Origin of the sequence: Luteimonas panaciterrae, assembly GCF_020511115.1 — a bacterium.
Lineage (GTDB): Bacteria > Pseudomonadota > Gammaproteobacteria > Xanthomonadales > Xanthomonadaceae > Luteimonas > Luteimonas panaciterrae.
On sequence record NZ_JAJAVH010000012.1, the window covers coordinates 1 to 18,028 of the forward strand.

The 18,028-nt window shown below is 62.9% G+C and carries 19 protein-coding genes; 5 read left to right on the forward strand and 14 right to left on the reverse strand.

Features of this window, described 5'->3' with window-relative positions; all coding sequences use genetic code 11:
* From LG367_RS14235 to LG367_RS14250, 4 genes are all read left to right on the forward strand, one after another.
* A partial coding sequence (locus LG367_RS14235) for an SIS domain-containing protein (RefSeq protein WP_226469932.1) occupies positions 1-436 on the forward strand: 436 nt, incomplete at its 5' end.
* Positions 437-501: 65 nt separating this feature from the next.
* Entirely contained in the window at positions 502-951 is a 450-nt protein-coding gene (locus LG367_RS14240; protein WP_226469933.1) for a helix-turn-helix transcriptional regulator, read from the forward strand.
* The gene (locus tag LG367_RS14245; protein ID WP_226469934.1) at positions 948-1,391 is read left to right on the forward strand and encodes a VOC family protein; all 444 of its coding nucleotides are present in this window, start codon (positions 948-950) and stop codon (positions 1,389-1,391) included. Before LG367_RS14240 ends, LG367_RS14245 begins: the two co-directional genes overlap by 4 nt.
* 25 nt (positions 1,392-1,416) lie before the next feature.
* A complete protein-coding gene (locus tag LG367_RS14250; RefSeq protein ID WP_226469935.1) occupies positions 1,417-1,911 on the forward strand; it encodes an iron chaperone in 495 nt (164 codons plus the stop codon).
* A gap of 16 nt (positions 1,912-1,927) precedes the next feature.
* Here LG367_RS14250 and LG367_RS14255 read toward each other — a convergent pair whose 3' ends face one another.
* Positions 1,928-2,353, reverse strand: a complete 426-nt coding sequence (locus LG367_RS14255; RefSeq protein ID WP_226469936.1) for a winged helix-turn-helix transcriptional regulator — start codon at positions 2,351-2,353, stop codon at positions 1,928-1,930.
* An 83-nt stretch (positions 2,354-2,436) separates the two neighbouring features.
* On the opposite strand from LG367_RS14255, the gene LG367_RS14260 reads away from it, so the two are divergent.
* Positions 2,437-3,045, forward strand: coding sequence for an FMN-dependent NADH-azoreductase (locus LG367_RS14260; RefSeq protein WP_226469937.1), 609 nt, complete (start codon positions 2,437-2,439; stop codon positions 3,043-3,045).
* A gap of 14 nt (positions 3,046-3,059) precedes the next feature.
* On the opposite strand, the gene LG367_RS14265 is transcribed toward LG367_RS14260, so the two are convergent.
* The 13 genes from LG367_RS14265 to LG367_RS14325 all read right to left on the reverse strand — a co-directional run bounded on the left by LG367_RS14265 (position 3,060) and on the right by LG367_RS14325 (position 18,022).
* Positions 3,060-5,303: a YjbH domain-containing protein gene (locus LG367_RS14265; protein WP_226469938.1), complete on the reverse strand. Its 2,244-nt coding sequence runs from the start codon at positions 5,301-5,303 to the stop codon at positions 3,060-3,062.
* Positions 5,304-5,314: 11 nt separating this feature from the next.
* A complete protein-coding gene (locus LG367_RS14270; protein ID WP_226469939.1) occupies positions 5,315-6,124 on the reverse strand; it encodes a capsule biosynthesis GfcC family protein in 810 nt (269 codons plus the stop codon).
* On the reverse strand, positions 6,121-6,795 hold the full coding sequence (locus LG367_RS14275; RefSeq protein ID WP_226469940.1) for a YjbF family lipoprotein: 675 nt from the start codon (positions 6,793-6,795) through the stop codon (positions 6,121-6,123). Before LG367_RS14275 ends, LG367_RS14270 begins: the two co-directional genes overlap by 4 nt.
* A gap of 61 nt (positions 6,796-6,856) precedes the next feature.
* Positions 6,857-7,963, reverse strand: a complete 1,107-nt coding sequence (locus LG367_RS14280) for a polysaccharide biosynthesis/export family protein (protein ID WP_226469941.1) — start codon at positions 7,961-7,963, stop codon at positions 6,857-6,859.
* Between the two features lie 112 nt (positions 7,964-8,075).
* Entirely contained in the window at positions 8,076-8,402 is a 327-nt protein-coding gene (locus LG367_RS14285; RefSeq protein WP_226469942.1) for a hypothetical protein, read from the reverse strand.
* Between the two features lie 237 nt (positions 8,403-8,639).
* Positions 8,640-9,404, reverse strand: a complete 765-nt coding sequence (locus LG367_RS14290; RefSeq protein WP_226469943.1) for a YdcF family protein — start codon at positions 9,402-9,404, stop codon at positions 8,640-8,642.
* Positions 9,405-9,420: 16 nt separating this feature from the next.
* Positions 9,421-10,668, reverse strand: coding sequence for a glycosyltransferase family 4 protein (locus tag LG367_RS14295; protein WP_226469944.1), 1,248 nt, complete (start codon positions 10,666-10,668; stop codon positions 9,421-9,423).
* 4 nt (positions 10,669-10,672) lie between these two features.
* Entirely contained in the window at positions 10,673-12,322 is a 1,650-nt protein-coding gene (locus tag LG367_RS14300) for a heparinase II/III family protein (protein WP_226469945.1), read from the reverse strand.
* Between the two features lie 7 nt (positions 12,323-12,329).
* Complete coding sequence (locus LG367_RS14305; RefSeq protein WP_226469946.1) at positions 12,330-14,471, reverse strand: bi-domain-containing oxidoreductase; 2,142 nt, start codon at positions 14,469-14,471, stop codon at positions 12,330-12,332.
* A gap of 2 nt (positions 14,472-14,473) precedes the next feature.
* Positions 14,474-15,643 carry a glycosyltransferase family protein gene (locus LG367_RS14310; RefSeq protein WP_226469947.1) on the reverse strand — a complete coding sequence of 390 codons (1,170 nt, stop codon included), beginning with the start codon at positions 15,641-15,643 and terminating at the stop codon, positions 14,474-14,476.
* Entirely contained in the window at positions 15,640-16,977 is a 1,338-nt protein-coding gene (locus tag LG367_RS14315) for an oligosaccharide repeat unit polymerase (protein WP_226469948.1), read from the reverse strand. The genes LG367_RS14310 and LG367_RS14315 overlap by 4 nt, the downstream gene beginning before the upstream one ends.
* 21 nt (positions 16,978-16,998) lie before the next feature.
* The gene (locus LG367_RS14320) at positions 16,999-17,535 is read right to left on the reverse strand and encodes an acyltransferase (RefSeq protein ID WP_226469949.1); all 537 of its coding nucleotides are present in this window, start codon (positions 17,533-17,535) and stop codon (positions 16,999-17,001) included.
* Positions 17,536-17,545: 10 nt separating this feature from the next.
* The gene (locus LG367_RS14325; protein ID WP_264179935.1) at positions 17,546-18,022 is read right to left on the reverse strand and encodes an acyltransferase; all 477 of its coding nucleotides are present in this window, start codon (positions 18,020-18,022) and stop codon (positions 17,546-17,548) included.
* Between the last annotated feature and the right edge of the window lie 6 nt (positions 18,023-18,028).

Genomic DNA, 18,028 nt, shown 5'->3' on the forward strand with positions numbered 1-18,028 from the left:
GCAGCATGCGCTGTTCCTGGGCCGGGGCGTGCACTACCCGATCGCGCTGGAGGGAGCGCTGAAGCTGAAGGAGATCTCCTACATCCACGCCGAGGCGTATCCGGCGGGCGAGCTGAAGCATGGCCCGCTGGCGCTGGTGGATGCGGAAATGCCGGTGGTGGTGATCGCCCCGAAGGACAGCCTGCTGGAGAAGGTGAAGTCGAACATGCAGGAAGTTCGCGCCAGAGGCGGGGTGCTGTTCGTGTTCACGGACCAGGACAGCAACTTCGGTGAGTCGGAGGGAGTGCATGTGATCCGCACGCCGCGGCATGTGGGCGTGCTGAGCCCGATCGTGCACACGATCCCAGTGCAGCTGTTGGCCTATCACACCGCCCTGGCCCGCGGCACCGATGTGGACAAGCCGCGTAATCTCGCCAAGAGCGTGACGGTGGAATAGCGTTTGGCCAAGTGTCTTGCACGCGCCCTTGGTATGCGCCAGCGCGACATGGCACGATCGCACGGATGACCAGCAGCCCTTCCGCAGCGCAACATCTGCGCGACCTTGCCCGGCTGCGCCGTGTTCGCGATCGCATCGATCGCGAATACACGCAGCCGCTGGATGTCGAGGCACTGGCACGCGGCGTGCACATGTCGGCTGGCCATCTCAGCCGTCAGTTCCGGCTCGCCTACGGCGAGTCGCCGTACAGCTATCTGATGACACGGCGCATCGAACGCGCGATGGCGTTGCTGCGTCGCGGCGACCTCAGCGTCACCGACGTCTGCTTCACCGTCGGCTGCTCGTCGCTGGGCACCTTCAGCACCCGCTTCACCGAACTGGTCGGCGTGCCGCCCAGCGTTTATCGGCGCGATGCGGCCCGCGCGACGGCCGGGATGCCGCCATGCATCGCGAAACAAGTGACCAGACCGATCAGGAATCGAGAAGCGCCGACTCCCGAACCCGATCTAGCATGACGGCCTCATCCACACCGAGCACGCCCGCCATGGACATCAGCATTCATTCCTCCTTCCTTCCGCACAACGATCCGGATGCCGCCCTGACGTTCTACCGCGACACCCTCGGCTTCGAGGTGCGCAAGGACGTCGGGTACCAGGGGATGCGCTGGATCACGGTCGGCCCTCCCGGCCAGCCCGGGACCTCCATCGTCCTGTATCCGCCGGAGGCCACGCCCGGCATCACCGACGACGAGCGCCGCACGATCGCCGAAATGATGGCCAAGGGCACGTACGCCTCGCTCATGCTGGCCACACCCGATCTCGATGGCGTCTTCGCGCGGCTTCAGAGCAAGGGCGCCGAGATCATGCAGGAGCCGATCGAACAGGATTGGGGTTCCCGCGACTGCGCCGTCCGCGATCCCGCGGGCAACATGATCCGTATCCAACAACTGCGCTGATTCGAATCCGCACGAGGAGGTTTCCATGAGCCCGAAGAAAGACACGTCGAAGTCCACCAAGAGCACCGTTGCGGCCAGCAAGAAGAAGCCTGAAAAATTCACCGACGAAGAACGCGCGGCCATGAAGGAGCGCGCTCAGGAGCTGAAAGCGGAAGCAAGCCGCAACGCACGTGGAAAGAAAGCCAAGGCGGATGGTGAAAGCGACGTGCTCGCGAAGATCGCCGAGATGTCCGAGTCGGATCGCGCCCTGGCGACCCGGATCCACGCGATCGTCAAGGCCAACGCACCCACGCTGTCGCCCAAGACCTGGTACGGGATGCCCGCGTATGCCAAGGACGGAAAAGTCGTTTGCTTCTTCCAAAGCGCGCAGAAATTCAACTCGAGATACGCGACCCTCGGTTTCAGCGACACGGCAAATCTCGACGATGGCGCCCTATGGCCGGTCGCCTTCGGGCTCAAGAAGTTGACCGCCGCCGAGGAGGCGAGGATCGCCGAACTCGTGAAGAAAGCAACGAGTTGACGGCTCGCCGCCCTCTCTATCCTTGACTCAGGTTTGGAAGGACACGCGCCGGATTATTTTTCGGCGCGGCCGTTTTCCTGGTTTCGCGATTTGGCCGCCGTGCGGCCGCCCAAGTGAAAACCGCCTCGAACACGGGGCGCAATTGCTTCACTTCCTCGGTGACTTCGTATTCCACGCGCGGTGGAATCTCGGGATACACCGTTCTGCGAACGAGACCGTCGGCTTCCAGTTCCCGCAACTGCGCCGTCAACATATGTTGCGTCACACCCGGAATGGCGCGCCGCAATTCGTTGAAGCGATACGTGCGCCGGCTCAAAAGCCAGAGGATTTCCAGCTTCCACTTTCCACCGATTGACTGGATCGCCTTGCGCACTTCGTCGTGAAAGGCGAACACGCTTTCCTGCGAACCGGTGCAAATATCTTGGTCGGTATGGTTTTCCATACTAGGTCAGAAAAATAATCCTTCTTGAAGGAAACACTGTACGCCAATAGTTTCGTGTGCCCAAGGCAATATTCCCAAGGCACATGAAAATCCTCCATATCGATTCCAGCATCAATGGCGAACAGTCGTTCAGCCGCACACTTTCCGCCGCTGCCGTCGCGCGCCTGCGCGAGCTCGCCCCTCAAGCGCTGGTGACCTATCGGGATGTGGCGGCCAATCCCGTCCCACAATTCTCAGGAAACATCGCCGCGGGCATTTTCCAAGGACAGCAGACGCCTGAATTCCAGCGCGATGCGAAAGTATTGTCCTCGGTACTGGAGGAAGTCCTGGCCGCCGATGTCATCGTGATCGGCACGCCGATGTACAACTTCGGCATTCCCAGCCAGCTCAAATCGTGGCTGGACGCGATCACGATGCCCGGAAAGACATTCAGCTATAGCCAGGCCGGCGCCCAAGGCCTGCTCGGAGAAAAGCGCGTCATCATCGCTTCCTCGCGCGGCGGCATCTACGAACCCGGCAGTCCCACGGCAACGTGGGAACATCAGGAAAGCCATTTGCGCAGCCTCTTCGGTTTCCTGGGCGTGACGCAGATCGATGTCGTCCGCGCCGAAGGGGTCAGAGTCAGTCCGGAGCAGGCGGAAAAATCCCTGCAGAGCGGCCTGCAGCAAGCAGCGCAACTGCAAGCCGCCTGAATTCCCGCTCCCCTCTACTCGCCGATCTTGTCGATATTGTCGTTGAACAGATCGCTGTCGCGATCCTCGGTCAGTGTGTACAGCGAATACTGTTTTGCCAGCTTGGCACCACCGTCGCGAATCAGCGGTGCCCAGGTGAAGCGTGCGCGGTTCGGCGTGGAGCGTCCCTGCATCAAATCGAAGGGAATGGACACGTAGATGCCCTTGTCGAAGCTGCCTTCACCAAACTCCGCGGAGGAGACATTGGTGAAGGTGGCATAGGCACCCATGCGCACACCGTTACGGAACGAGCGTGAAACATCGAAGGTCACACCCCAATCACGTGCCAGATAACGTCCGGCGCTGACCGCGAGCGTGATGTCCTTGCCCTTGTAGCCGAGGTCGAAATAACCCGTGACGTGCCCGGTCACGACGTTGTAGTTCCGGAAGCTGAAATCCTGCTCGAAACTGCGCTGCTTGACCCAGTTGACGTCCGCGCCGATCGCCCAGCGTTCGCCAAACGGCCGATACAGCACTTCACCACCGGCGCCGCCGTACATGCTTTCCAGCATGCCGGCATAGGCCATTCCATACCAATCGACACCGAGCCGGCGCGTGGCGGTCAGCTGGAAGATCGGCATGGTGATGCGACGCGTGGTCAGGTACTCGCGGATATGCGTGCGCACGCGCGGCAGCCGGCTCGGCGCGGTGTACTTGAAGCGGTCGTAGTTGTTGACCGCATTGCCGTGCAGCGTTCCGTTGAACCAGAGATTGGGGGTGAAGCGGAATTCCGCATCGTAATTCGCACCCAGCTGATAGAGAACGAAAGCGTCCGGGCCGCCGATGTTCTGGCTGTAGCTGACCGAAAAACCACCGGTGTAGCGATCCGGCTCCGGCCGATACAGCACCTTCTCCGGCGCGGCCAACGGCGCGTTCTGCTCGACCGAAAGACGCAATGTTTTCAGATCGATGTCGTGATCGAGGAATGCGTTGAAGCGATTCCGGTCGACGCTGCTTTCGACCACCGGCAGCCCTTCGCGGGTCGACACCACGGTGAACCAGTCCGCGTCCGCATCGAGATGCTTGTCGAGGACGCGAGCAGCGCGACCGAGTCCCTTGGCCGGATAGAAATAACGGTCCTGCTCCCCGGTCACCAGCAACTCGCGCCCACGCAAGGCGATCTTCGAAACGCGGATGCCCGCATTGGCGTGCAACTGGCGACTGACCGCCGACCAGTCCACCTGCTCGGCGGAACGCTTCTCCGCGTCCGTCTCGGCGACACGCTCGGGTGGCGGCGGATCCAGCGCCTTGGTCGGACCACGCGTGTTGCCGATGTTCGTATGAAGTGTCAGGCCGAACATCGTCGTCGTGCCGCGCTCGTAGGCCACGCTCAGATCGAGATTGCGATTGACCCGGTAGACCACGCCCACGTTGAACGGCGAACGTTGTTCCAGCGTGCTGAACTGAGGCTCGTTCCGCCGGCTGTTCGGCCTGGGCTCGTGCTTGTAATCGTTGCCTTCGTATTCCAGTTTGATGACCCAGGGACTGCCCTGGCGCTGGTACACAACTCCGCCAAACAGCGACGGCCGCCCCCTGAAGTATCGGACCGTGTTGAATTCACCGCCGGTCCCCGACAGATCGTCGCGTCCTGGACGCGTCTTGAATTTGTCGTCGATGATCCCGAACGGATTGCTGAAATCACCCCGATTTCCGATGTAACCCCAGGCGAGCCCAAGGCTGGTATCGAAATCGCCGAAGCGCTTGCTGGCGACGACGAATTCGCTGCCGAAATGGCCGGTACCGCCGATATCACGGCCGCCGATCGCGATTTCTGGCCAATACCTGCTTTCCTTCATCAGGCGCAGCTTGGCGTCGATCGATTTGTCCTTGTATGACTGATCGCCGCTGAGCGATGGCGACAAGCTGTATGGTCGGTTGGTGACGGCGATGTAGCGGAAGCTCGTCTCCAGCCACTCGAACGGCTGCAGGGTCACGTTGTAGCGGGTGTAGGGCTCCGTGCGGTTGGCGGTGAACGTCAACTCGCCCTCCTCCGCCATGCGCGCCGAAGGCGTCTGCCAGAGACCCGCGCCGCCGAAATCGCCTTGCGTGGGCGCCTCGCCCGCGTATGCGGCACCGACGACGAGCCATCCGGTGCCGACCAGGAGAAAACTGCGGACCTTGTCCGCCGAAGGTTTCTCGATGCCGCCATGAGCGCGCGGCGATGAAACACCTTTTCTGTGCTTTGTGCGCCGTTTCCGCTGCCAGGCGTTCCGCTTCACGCGACCCTTCCTCACGGCCCGGAATTCGCGGCCGACAACGGCTGCGTCGCGAGGAATTCGGCCACTTCGCGGTTGAACGCGGGATCGATCGAATCGATCAGGCTCCTGCGCAGTGGCACGTACAACACAGCGCCCGGCGCGAGCGGGATCGGCGCGCCACGATTCCACAGCGCGATGCCCTGCTCGAAGACGCGTCCGTCGGGCTGGATCACCTGGATCGTGTCCTGATCCGCATCGACCGTGGCCACACAGCCCGGCAGATAGAGACGCGCATCCTGCAATGGAACATGCGGCACAACGCAATCGTGTTCGACCGCACCGACGATGCGCACAGTCTCCGGCCGCGCGGGGTAGACGAGACGATCGCCTTCGGACACGAGCAGGTTCGACGCCGCATCCACCTCGAGGACGCGGCCATCGAGCAATGCGGGCTGCCTGCCGGTCACCGGCAGCGCACGCAACTGGTCCGCCATGCGCGTCGCCAGATCGCCCGCGCTCGTGTCTCCGTGCTGTCCGGCCAACGTCTTCAGCAAGTCGAGATCGAACAACAATCCCGCCTTGAGCCGTGTCTGCTGCGGTACCAGCGAAGGCCGAAGCCACGCGGCGGCGGCCACGTAGGCATGCGACCGTACTTTCGCGGCCAATGCCGCGTCGTCGAGCCTTGCCTTGCCCTCGAGCGTGACGATGCCAGGAGCATCGACCTCACCCTCGACCTGGACGCGGGTTTGAGCAATCGCACTTCCCGCGGACACGATCGCCAGCATGGCGACGCCCCAGGCCGCCTTCCGAAGATTGAAGCGTGCGCGACTCTCCCGCTTCATTGCCTCACCGGACGATAAGGGCGCAATTGCACCAGCGTGATCGACTGTCCGGGCGCCACCGTCTGTTCGCTCTTCCAGATGAAGCCATCGCGCGGATCGACCCAGTAGCGATTGCGTGCGCTGAATCCCGCTGCCGCGGCCTCGACACGCTCTTCGACTCGCATCACCTGATGCGCGGCACCGAGAATCTCGATGGTGTCTTGCCCAGTGGAAGCCAGATGCGCCTGCACTTGCACGCCGAAGCGATATCCAGGTGTCCAGTCTTCGACGCGCACGTATTGCGTCGGTGTCGTCAGCCGATGCAGGCCGGCCACGAACGGATCATCCGCAGATGACATCGTATTGTCTAGGTTCTGCTTCAGGCCCGCGGTCTTGACGATGCGCCCATGCTCGATGAACACGATCACGCCGTTCGCGCCGTACCATGCCTCGCGCCCGCCATCGATGTTGCCGAGCACCAGCAGCGCATCGCCTTCCGGCGTCGATGCCAGCAACTGGTAGTAAGGCCGTGCCGCAACCTCCGCGGCTGTGGGCGTGAGCGTTGGTCGATGCCGAACCGCTTGCTTGAGGCTGTCGAGATTGGACAACGACAACGTCGTGCATCCCGCCAGCGTGACGACGATGAACAACCACGCCAGATGAACGAGCAGGCGCGCAGCGCCGTGCTTCATCCGGCGCCCCCTGTCAGGCAGTCGGTAGCGGACCGGCGTGCGCAAATGAGGGAGTCCCGGTCTAATTACTGCCGAGATCGTTCTGCGCACGCGCTGCGTTGCTGATGATGCCCGACAGCGGCAGCAGCTGCGCCAGGAAGCGGTTCCAGCGCGTCACGCCCGCAGGACCGACGTACACCACATCACCCGCCTTGACGCGGAACTGCGAGCCGATCGCGAAAGCCGCCGGTGAAGCGGCATCGAGCTGATACACCGTGGCCGGTTCGTTCTGCATGTCCTCCACGCCACGGATCACGTAGACGGACTTGCCCTTGGCCGTGGTCTGGTTGAGGCCACCTGCCCGTCCCAGCGCCTGTGTGAGGCTCAGATCGGTGGTCTTGAAGTTGATCGCCATCGGCCGCACCACCTCGCCGATCACGTAAGCCTCCTTGCGATCGTTGTAAGGCAGGAAGACGCGATCACCGCCCTTCAGATAGATGTCGGAAGCAGTTTTCCCATCACGGTTGAGCGCATCGAGATCGAGAGGATAGTCGCGTCCGTCGCGCGTGAGCACGAGCCCGGACAAATCGGCTTGCTCGGTATTGACGGTGGCGTTGCCGATCAGCTGCGAGAGCGTGAGCGGCGTCGAGGTGATCGGCTGGCGTTCCGTCTTCACGAAAGCGCCCTGCACCGTGACCATCTGGCTGCCGTATTCGATGACGCCGATGTCCACCTGCGGCGATGCGACGTATTGCGACAGCTCGCGCGTGATTTGGGCGCGCAGCTCTTCCAGCGTCAGTCCCGCTGCTTTCACATTGCCGACATAGGGGAAGAATAAGGTGCCATCAGGACGCACGAGACGCCCATTGGCCTGTGGCTGCTGTTGCGTGCCCGCGGCCATGGTGATTTCCGGGTGATCCCAGACGGTTGCGTACAGCGTGTCGCCGGCGCCGATGCGGTACGGTTCCGGCCGATAGTCGCGAAGTTCCGTGGGCAACTCGTTCTGCGGCGCGACCGCGCGATCCATCGCGATCAGCTTCGGCGTGATGGGCACGAGGACGATATGACCTTCCTCGACGGAGCCGTCGCGCACGAACTGATTTGTCGCCATGTGCTGGCCGGGCGCCCAGATGCAGCCGCTCAGGGCGGAGACGACAGCGACGGCCACGAGGCCGTTTAGCATTCTCATGTGAAATGATGATTCCTGATGACAGGCGAAGCGAAGGTGCCGGAAGCCTCCGGCACCTTCCCACATTCAATCGGGCGCGTGCTTGTCGAACCCGTGCTTATCGAATCCGCGCTTAGCGCGTGCCGGTGCTGCCGCCCGTACCGCCGGTGCCACCCGTGCCGCCGGTACCGCCCGTGCCATCGTTGCCACGGTTGTTCTGCCCGGATGCACCAGCGATCGCTGCCGCGACGCCATTGCCCGTGTCCGCCGGCGCCAGAGTTCCCTGCGAGGCGGATGCCGCACCCTGCGCACCCGGCAGCGTGGGCGATGCAGCTGTCGCAGGTTGCGATGCTTGCGACGCGGCCTGCTGTTGCGGCTGCTGTGATTGCTCGTTGGCGGCCTGGGCCGCTGCTTGACCGGCGAATCCAACTGCCAGCAACGCGAAGAAAATTTTGTTCATGAGACAAGCTCCTAGCGGATAAATGATCGTCAGAAGTGCAGTCCCCTGTTCGGAGTATAGCCTGCACACAGATGACAGAAAAAGCGCGTGAATGGACGTTGTTTAGCATTGAAGCGAATTGCGTCACGCAATTTGCGGATTGTGGGCGCTTTTCCTGTTTTTCACGCATCTCCAGACACTCAAACGCAATGAGCGAGAGATGTTTACAAGATGTTATTTGTTCAGATATTCGAATATTCATTCGTGCTTTTGAATATTCATTTTCGTAATCAGCAGACCAGCCCACTCTTTCAGCGCGCGACCACTTCGACGCAATGCGCTGCGTGTTGGCAACCATGTCTCGTGTCGATAGCGCGAGGATTCGTTCACGGCGACCGGGACCACTTCCAGCCCCTGGCGTCTGAACAGCAATGCCGCGCGTGGCATATGCATCGAGGAAGTGACGAGGAACACTGCCTGAACGCCACGCTCGCGCGCCAGTCGCGCCACGAATCTGGCGTTCTCGCGTGTGTTGCGACTGCGCTCTTCCAATATCAAGAAAGTATCGGAAACACCGAGATGCTCCATCGCCGTGGCCATGATGCGTGCCTCGCTCGTCGCATGCTGCGCTGGACCGCCCGATAGAATCACGGGAACGTGATGCTGTCGCCACAGACGAGCGCCAGTCGCGACGCGGCTGCTCGAAAGCACCGCCGCATCGACATCCCCGCCATCGAACCATTCCGGTGCGCCAGTGCCGCCACCGAGCACGACGATGGCATCGACATGCGCCGGCTTGTCCGACGGCACCGACAGCCCTTCGCGCTCCAACGACCGCATCAGCCCATTGGCTGTGATCGGGAACGACCAGATCGTCGTCCACAGCACCGCCACGACCAGGCACGCGCTCGCGATCCAACGCCAGCGCACCCCCCATGCCACCGCCGCGAACACCGCCAATGTCAATGACAGGTATGGCGGATAGCTCAGCGATGCGAGCGATGCACTCAATGCTTGCAGCATGACGGTACACGCGACCTCAGGCGGCCTGCCGCTGCGATGCCGGCAGTTCGGCGACGCGTGCCAGGATGTCCGCCATCAGCTCGGCCTGGCGATCACGTGAATAAGCGGGTGCGGCCTTCAAGCTGTTGCTGCGCAGGCGTGCCAGCTCGTCGGAATCGTCCGCCAGACCCGCAATCGCATCCGCCATCGCGCGCGCATCCTCGGGTGGTACGCAACGGCCGCAACCGGTTTCGATGACGATCTGCGTCGCTTCCCCTTGCGGAAGCGACATCAGCGCCGGAATGCCCATTCCCATGCCCTCGAACAGCTTGGATGGGATGACGCTCGCGAACACTTCGTTGTCGCGCAGCGGGATCAGTGAGAGATCGCACAGGCTCCACAGCTGCGGCATCATTTCCTTCGGCTGCCGCGGAATCATGCGGACATTGTCGAGACCGCGTTCTTCGACCAGCGATTCGACACGGGCACGTTCGGCCCCGCTGCCGGCGAAGAAGAAGGCGATGTCACTGCGCCCGCGGAGCAACTGGGCCGCTTCGATCACCGAATCCAGGCCATGTGCCATGCCATGCGTCCCGAGATAACCAACGACGAAGCGCTCCTGAAGATCATATTGCCGTGCGAGCATCTCGCTACGATCGCTGGGTATGTAACGGGACAGATCGACACCGTTCAACACGACATGGATCTTGGCGGGATCGATGCCGCGCCGTATCAGCTCGTCGCGGAATGCATGCGTCACCGGCACGATGGCATCGGCGGCACGGTAGAGGAACATCTCCAGTTTCTCGAGCATGCGCACCGCCAGGCTGCGCTTCATCGCCCCGACGGCGGTGATCGAAGCCGGCCAGAGATCACGCAGTTCGAACACGAAAGGCAGCCCACGCAACCGTGTGAGCACCCAACCGCCGAGCGCGCAGAAGAACTGCGGCGAAGTCGCCACGACCACGTCGGGGCGCCGCTCGAACAATCCCGCTACGACGGAACTGACCATGAAGCTCAGATAGTCCAGCGTGCGCTTGACGAAGCCTTCGTTGGCGGTGATATAGGTCTTCACCCGCACCACGCGGATGCCGTCCATGTTTTCGACGGATCGCAAACGATTGCGATAGCCGGAAAAAAGCTTGCCTTCCGGAAAATTCGGAGCGCAGGTGATGACGGTGACTTCGTGGCCGGCACGCACCCAGCGAATCGCATGTTCGTAGGTGCGTGTCGCCGGCGCATTGCCTTCGGGCGGAAAGTTGTCGGACAGGAACAGGATCCGCATGGCTTCAGTCCTGCCAAGCAAACAGTGTGGACAGCGGCATGCCCGGACGCAGTAGCGTGGCCTCGATGACCGCGCAGGAACGGCTGAGACCAAATTCCGGGTAGTACAACCCCGAGACGACCTGCACGCGGCGCCCGCCTTCGGCCGACCACTGGATGCGAAGCCCTGCTTCGTCCTGCAACGCGTCCTCGCCGACATCGAAAGTCGGCGCGACGCGGAAACGCGCGATCGCATTCTCGTGATCGCCCTCGACCATATCCTCCACCAGCAAGCCATCCGCGCGCAGATCCCAGCGCCGCCTGTGCAGCGGTCGCCCGCGCAGACGCCGATAGCCATCGTGCGCCGCGGTCAACCAGACGCCGCCACCCGACGCGCCGGCATCGACGGCGAGTGGGTGCGCTCGCCGGGCGACGCGGAAGCTGCTCCATACTTCCGACGAATCCTGGCCGTCGATCTCGACCGTGTTGTGCGCGGCGGTCCCGCGCTGCCACAGCCGCTCGGGGCCGGTGTCGTAGCAGGAAGTGCCGGCGTTGACGAGAACACGGCGTCCGTCGACCGACAGTTCGAAGCTGAGCGTATCGGCATGGGCGTGCCCGGGCAGGTAGTCCGGCCCGATCTCGCCGACATCGGCGATGACCACAGCGCGCTCATTCTGCAATCGCACGTAGCCCGACTCCTGCAACATCTGCACCGCGGCCGTCGATGGCGGCGGCGGCACGATCCCGAGGCGCGACGCGTATGCCGAAAGCTGCGCTAATGTCGGAGCGATGCCGTGCGCGGCATCGTTGAAGAATGCGATGCCGCCATCCGGATGCGTCATCACCGCGAGCCAGCGCAGCATACGAACCGCATGATCGCGCCAGATGCCGACGTCATGATCGCCGAAAGCGTTGGGATAGCGTTGCGAAAGCTGGATCAGATCGAGCAGATCCTCCAGCAGGATGGCGTGATACATCGGGCTGCGTTCAAAATGCCCGCCATCGGCGAGAATCTGCTCATCGAGTTCTCGCCGGAAACCTCGCAGACCCGCCTCGCGCCAGCGATCGGCCTCGTTTCCCTCGAAGAAGACACCCGCGAAGATCAACGCCTTGAGATTCGCCCACAGATGATTGCCGAGCAGGTGCCGCTCAAGCCTCCCGCGCAAGTAACGCACCTGCGTCGCCAGGCTGTCGAGCATGACGCGCTGCGCCGTTCCGTTGCCCGGACGCCGCTCGGTGCATTGCCACTTCACCCAGTTCACGATGCGCAGCGACAGGCAATAAGGTTCCCAACCGTTGCCCTGCCCTGGCGGATTGGCCACGATCCAGCGCGCAATCAAGGCGCGATGCCACTCGATCCGCTCCGCGGCGCCATCGGCGTTCAAATCGTCGAAATAATGCAGGTTGTAGAGCCACAGCTTGGGCAGCGCCGCCGTGTTCCACTCGTCGTTGCGCAGCGCATGCTCTTCGTTAAGGAAACGGAATCGCATCGGCCCGGACATCGAATCGGCGCGCGCACAGCCGCGCCAGTAGCCCGAACGCCTGGTCAGCGGCGACGCCGCGCGTACGTCGATGCGCGGCCGGTGCAGCCGATGCCACGCGCGTCCGTACACCTGCACCGGCCGCAGGTAGCGGACCGTATGCCAGAACTGCGCGGACTTCGACAGCCAGTTCATCCCGCGCTCAGACCGCGGCATCGAGTTCAATGGTGACACGCGCCACCTCAAAGATCTGTTCGACCGGAATCGGCACCGGCCCTTGCCCGCGGATCGCCTGCACGAAAGCCGCCGCGCACGCGACCTGCCCTTTGTCCTGACCCCACAGATTCATCTTGGCGAAACCCGGCCAGCCGTAGCCGCGCATGCGCCGGAAGTTGTCCAACTGCAGCACGCGTCCGGCGGTGAACACCTCCAATCGTTCCTTCGGGAATCCCTTGTGACCGTTGGCGAGGTAATGCACGGTGCCGAACGAACCATCGGCGAACTGCAATGTGAAACTGACACGATCGCTGCGAATGCCGACACCTGGCATGTTGCCGACCGCCGTCAGCTGATGTCCCGTGATCGGCGCGTCGGCGAGATAACGCAGCAGATCGACGAAGTGGCAGGCCTCTCCGATCAATCGCCCGCCACCCGTCTCGCTGTCCTGGGTCCAGTGCTCGGCAGGAATCGCGCCGGCGTTGACCGTCATCACGAACGACTTCGGTTCCTTCACACCTGCCAGCAGCGATTTTATCTTCTGCACGTGCGGCGAAAAGCGGCGGTTGAATCCGACCGTCAGCACCGGCGCGACACCGCGGCGCGCCCGGTCGGCATAGGTGTGCTCGATCGCATGCAGCTCGTCGAGCGTGAGACACAGCGGTTTCTCCACGAAGACATGCTTGTCCTGTTGCAGGGCGGCATGGGTCAGATCGGCGTGAGTACCGTGCTGGGTGGCGATGACGATCGCGTCGACCCCTTCATCACGCAACGCAGCGGCCGTATCGGTGCTCGCATTGCGGAAGCCGAACTTGCGGCCGAAATGCACACTGCTCACGCCGCCGCTCGACACCACTGTGTGCAATTGCGCGCCGGCCTTGGCGAAGGCCGGGATCAGCACGCGCCCGGCGTAGTTGCCCGCTCCCAGGAACGCCACCTGCGCGCCGCTCTCTCGCGGGACGGGAACAGCAGTGGGAAGCGGAACACTGCGTCGCAGCAATGTTTCCGCATTGCCCTCATCCCGTTCGTAATCGAGCAGGATGCCAAGCGAGGGTTCGCCACCGCCAAGCAATGCATATGCCTTCTCGGCCTGGTCGATGCGGAAGCGATGGCTGATCAATCCCGACACGTCGACCTTGCCGCCGGCCATCATGTCCAGTACCGCCTCGAAGTTGCGCTGTTCGGTCCAGCGCACGAAGGCCGCCGGATAGTCATTGCCGCGCTCTTCGTAGGAAGGATCGTAGCGTCCAGGGCCGTAGGAGCACGAGACCTGGAACGAAAGCTCCTTCTCGTAAAAATCTGCACGGGAGAGTTCCAGCCCGGTTACGCCCACGAGCACGATGCGGCCGCGCTTGCGGCACATGTGCGCCGCCTGCGTCACCGGCTCGTTGCTCTTGGTCGACGCGGTGATGATCACCGCATCCATGCCACGGCCGCGCGAAAACGCCGCCGCAGCGGCCTCCGGGTCCTCGCTGGCGGACAAATCCACGGTCTCCGCGCCGAATTCTCGCGCGAGCGCCAACTTGGCGCGATCGAAGTCGATGCCCAGCACGCGGCAACCGTGCGCGCGCAGCAGTTGCACCGTCACCAGACCGATCAAGCCCAATCCGGTCACGGCGACGCACTCGCCAAGCGTGGGATTGACGAGTCGGATGCCTTGCAACGCGATCGCGCTGAGCACGGTGAAGGCGGCGGCATCCTCGGACACCTCGTCCGGCACTTTCGCGCACAGGTTGACCGGCACCGACACCACTTCGGCATGCTTGCCGTTCGAGACGACGCGATCGCCGATCGAGAACCCGCTCACACCTGCGCCGACGCCGATCACGGTCCCGACATTGCAGTAGCCCAGCGGCAACGGCTGGTCGAGCTTGCTGCGCACCGCATCGAACGTGGCGGCAAGACCATCGGTGCGGACCTTCTCCAGCACCATGCGCACCTTGTCGGGCTGCTGACGCGCCTTCTGCAGCATGTTGGCCTTGCCGAACTCGACCAGCATGCGCTCGGTTCCCGCCGAGACGAGCGTGACCTCGCTGCGGATCAGCAGATGGCCGCGACGCAGCGCCGGCGCCGGGACATCGGCGATCTCGGTACTGCCGTCGCGCAGGTTTTGCAGGATCTGTTGCATGTTCATTCCGAATGGGGAGAGGTTGAATTTCTTGCCGTCGTCGCGGCGGGGATGGAAAGCCGGGCCTGGCCCGATCGCTGCTCGCCGAAGCATTCGCCGACGATCCGCGCCATCGCCTGATCCCAGGCCTCGAACCGCATCGCCGCCAGCGCTTCACGCTTGTCCTGCAGCAGTTCGGGCTGATCCGCCAATTTCCGCAGCAGTGCCGCGAGCGCCGGGCCATCGCCGTAGTCGCAGAGGAAGCAGGCGTCGAGTTCCTCGAACGGCGCCGAGGTTTCCAGCCCGCGATTGGTGATGAAGGGCACTTGCAAGGCGGCGCAGTCGAACCATTTGTTGGGTTCGGCGAGCCGATTGATTTCCAAGGCCGGGTCATACAGCGCCAGCACGACATCCGACGACAACAGCATCGCCAGCGCTTCTTCGTTGCTGACGATGCCGCGATAGGCAGGCCCCAGCTTTTCGGCAAGACGCTGCGCATCCGCGCCCAGCAGACGTCCGGCGGCGATGAACTCGATGTCCTGGCCGGCCGAGGCCTCATACGCGCGCAGCGCCATGGTCGCGCCGCGCTCCGGCGAGATCAGGCCGCTCACGAGCACACGCAGGCGTCCCTGCCGTGGCGGGATCGCCTCGCGCAGTCGCCACGCCTGTGCGATGACGTCGCTGTGCGGTGTATTGCGCACGATGCGGACGTTGTCCGCGTCTCCCGTGGTCACGCGCGAGGCGCCGGGAACGACGTGCAACATGGCACGTCTGCCGACGAAGGATTCGAGTCTTTCGATCACCCAGCGCGCGGGCTTCGGCCAGGCATAGCTCTTCGAGAGCTTGTCGCGATCGAGGAAGACGTAGCGGCATCCGGCCAGCGCCGCGGCCAAGGCACACGGTACCGCCGCATCCAGGCGCGAGCAGAAATACACGCCCGCTTTCGGCCGGAATAGAACGCGCAAGGTCAGCGTCGCCACCCACAGCAGATAACCGAGCGCGTTGACCGCACCGCCCCCCCAGGAACCGAACCGGAGCACCACCTTCACCTTCGGCAACGGCTCCAGCGCGCCATCGCGGCTCCACACCCAGAATTCGTACGGAACATTCGCGGCCTCCAGCACCTTCGCCAGCTTGCTCAGGTACGGATTCTTCAGATAGGGGTTGCCCTGGCCGAGGATGATCGCCTTCATGCCAAACTCCTCGACGTCCTGAAGCGCTTGTCGCCAAGCCATGCGACACCGCTCAGCAACAGCATGGTGATGAAATAGCGGCTCCATCCGCCCAGCAATTCCATGTACAGGAAGCCGAAGGCGAACATGAAGACCGAGTAGCTGTACATGACCACGCCAAGCGGCGTCACCGAGGATTGACGCGCGTAGATGTTGCGTGCCCACGCCAGACAGGCGCCGTTGAATGCGCCGAACAGGAAGAGCCCCAGCAGACCGAAGTTCATGTAGCCCTCGGTGGGCAATCCCGTGGTGTATGAGGTCAAGTTCTCGCCATCGAGCGTGTACGAGCCCGGATAGATCATGTTGCGCAACTCGGGGCCGCCACCGAACGGCTTGTCGGGCCACAGCGAACGTGGGATCGGATTCACCAAGGCCGCATAGATGGTCTTGCCGTAAAGCAGATCCCAACTGCGGTCGTTCGAAGCCAGCCAGACCAGATTCTCGGCATTTCCGAACGCGCCATTGAAACCATAGACCAATAGCGGCAGCGCGCCTTCACTGGCGACCTCGGTCACCGTGCCCGCGGAGGAGGTATCCAGTGTCGTCCTCACCTTGGCCCATAGCGACAGGCCGATCGCGATTCCCAGCAACGCGGGGAACAACAACACGATCCGGCCCATCCGCCCCGCGTAGATCGACAACAGCGCGAGCAGCACGATCGCGATCAGGATGAAGACGAAGTTGCGATTGCCCATCGCCACGAAAGCCACCGCCAGGGCGAAGACCGCACCCAGGATCACCAACAGGCGCAGGCGCGATGGTGCCCGCCCTTCTTTCTTTTCCGTGAAATAGTTCGTCACCACCACGGCGCCGTAGCAGATCGCGGTGAAGGCGAGGATGACCGCCGGCCCCAGGCCGCGCCGGAGCACGATACGGTCCTTCATGTAGGACGCGAGGTCGTATCCGCTGATCGTCTTCGCCAAGTACAGCACCGCGAAGAAGGAAGGAATCCCGAGGATCAGCAATGCGCGAAGATGCTCGCGTCCCGTCATGCTGTGGACTTCCGGCAAATCGCGGTGATGCAGACCGCCGCAGGCGCAGTAGCCGACGATTCCCATAAGGGTATAGATCAACGAGTTGACCAGCGCGCTGAACTTGGCATCGAAGGAATATGGGAACGGATAGGTCTGGATATCGAAGATTTCCTTCACCCACGGCATGAATCCGTAGATGAATGCCATGGCGAGGATGAAGGCATAGATCGGGCTGCGATACATGCGATCCATCCGGCTGCCAATCCTGGCGAACGCCAGCAGCCCGAGCAGTACGAAGAAGATGAAATAGAGCATGGACATGTCGGTCTTCCGTTCTATGCTCTATGGCTTCGATCCGGAGACATCGCGCTTGTAGACCTCGCGCGCAGGGTTTCCGGCGTAGACCGCGTAATCGGGCACGTCCTCGCTCAGCACCGCGCCGGCGCCAACGATCGCACCGCGTCCGATCCGCTTCACTCTCGGCAGCACGATCACGCCCGCGCCGACCCAGGCCTCGTCCTCGATCTCGAGCGGGCTGAACTGGATGGGGTTGCGATGCCAGTTCGAATATCCGAAACGGACGACGTGGTTGTGGGTGAAGATCTTCGCTCCTTCGGAAATCGCGACGTGCGCGCCGACGCGGACGCCGCCGGAATAGTCGATGTAACTGTCGGCTCCCAGCTCGACGCCTTCCGAAAAGGAAATCGAGGCGGTTGGACTCTTGTGCGCGGCCACCACCATGACGCGATCCGAAACGCTCATCCGCGGCGCCGCGAAGTGCCAGCGATAGACACGCCCCCGGAACGTGCGTAGGCCAGGCAACCCGAACACCGAAAGCGTTCTGACCAGGACGTAGCAGATCTTCGAAAGCCGCGTCATCGCGTTCGCCCTACTCGCCCCGTGCCGACAGCTTGTCGAGGTATTCGCTGACGGACCCGATCACCTTGCCTGGATTGCCGACCACGATGCTCAGGGGCGGGATCATTCCGCGCACGACGCTGCCCGCGCCGACGATCGACCCGGCGCCGATATCGGCACCGGGCATGATGATCGAGCCGGTGCCGACGAAGGCATGGCGCCCGATCTTCACCGCTCCGGTGCGGATCTTCGGCGGGTTGAAGCGGATGCCGAGTTCCTTGGCCGCCGTGTTAACCGCGGCATCGTGGGTCAGCACGCGGACGTTGCTCGAGATGGTGCAGCCATCGCCCAGGGTGATCAGCGAATAGTCGGTGCCGTCGAACCAGATCTTCGCCGACAGATAGTTCGGCGTGCCCTCAACGCACGCGCCTTCCGAGCGCAGGTACCACGCATACAAGCGCGTGACCAGGCCGGGCTTGATCAGCCAACCGACCCGGATGGTGGTCAAGATGAT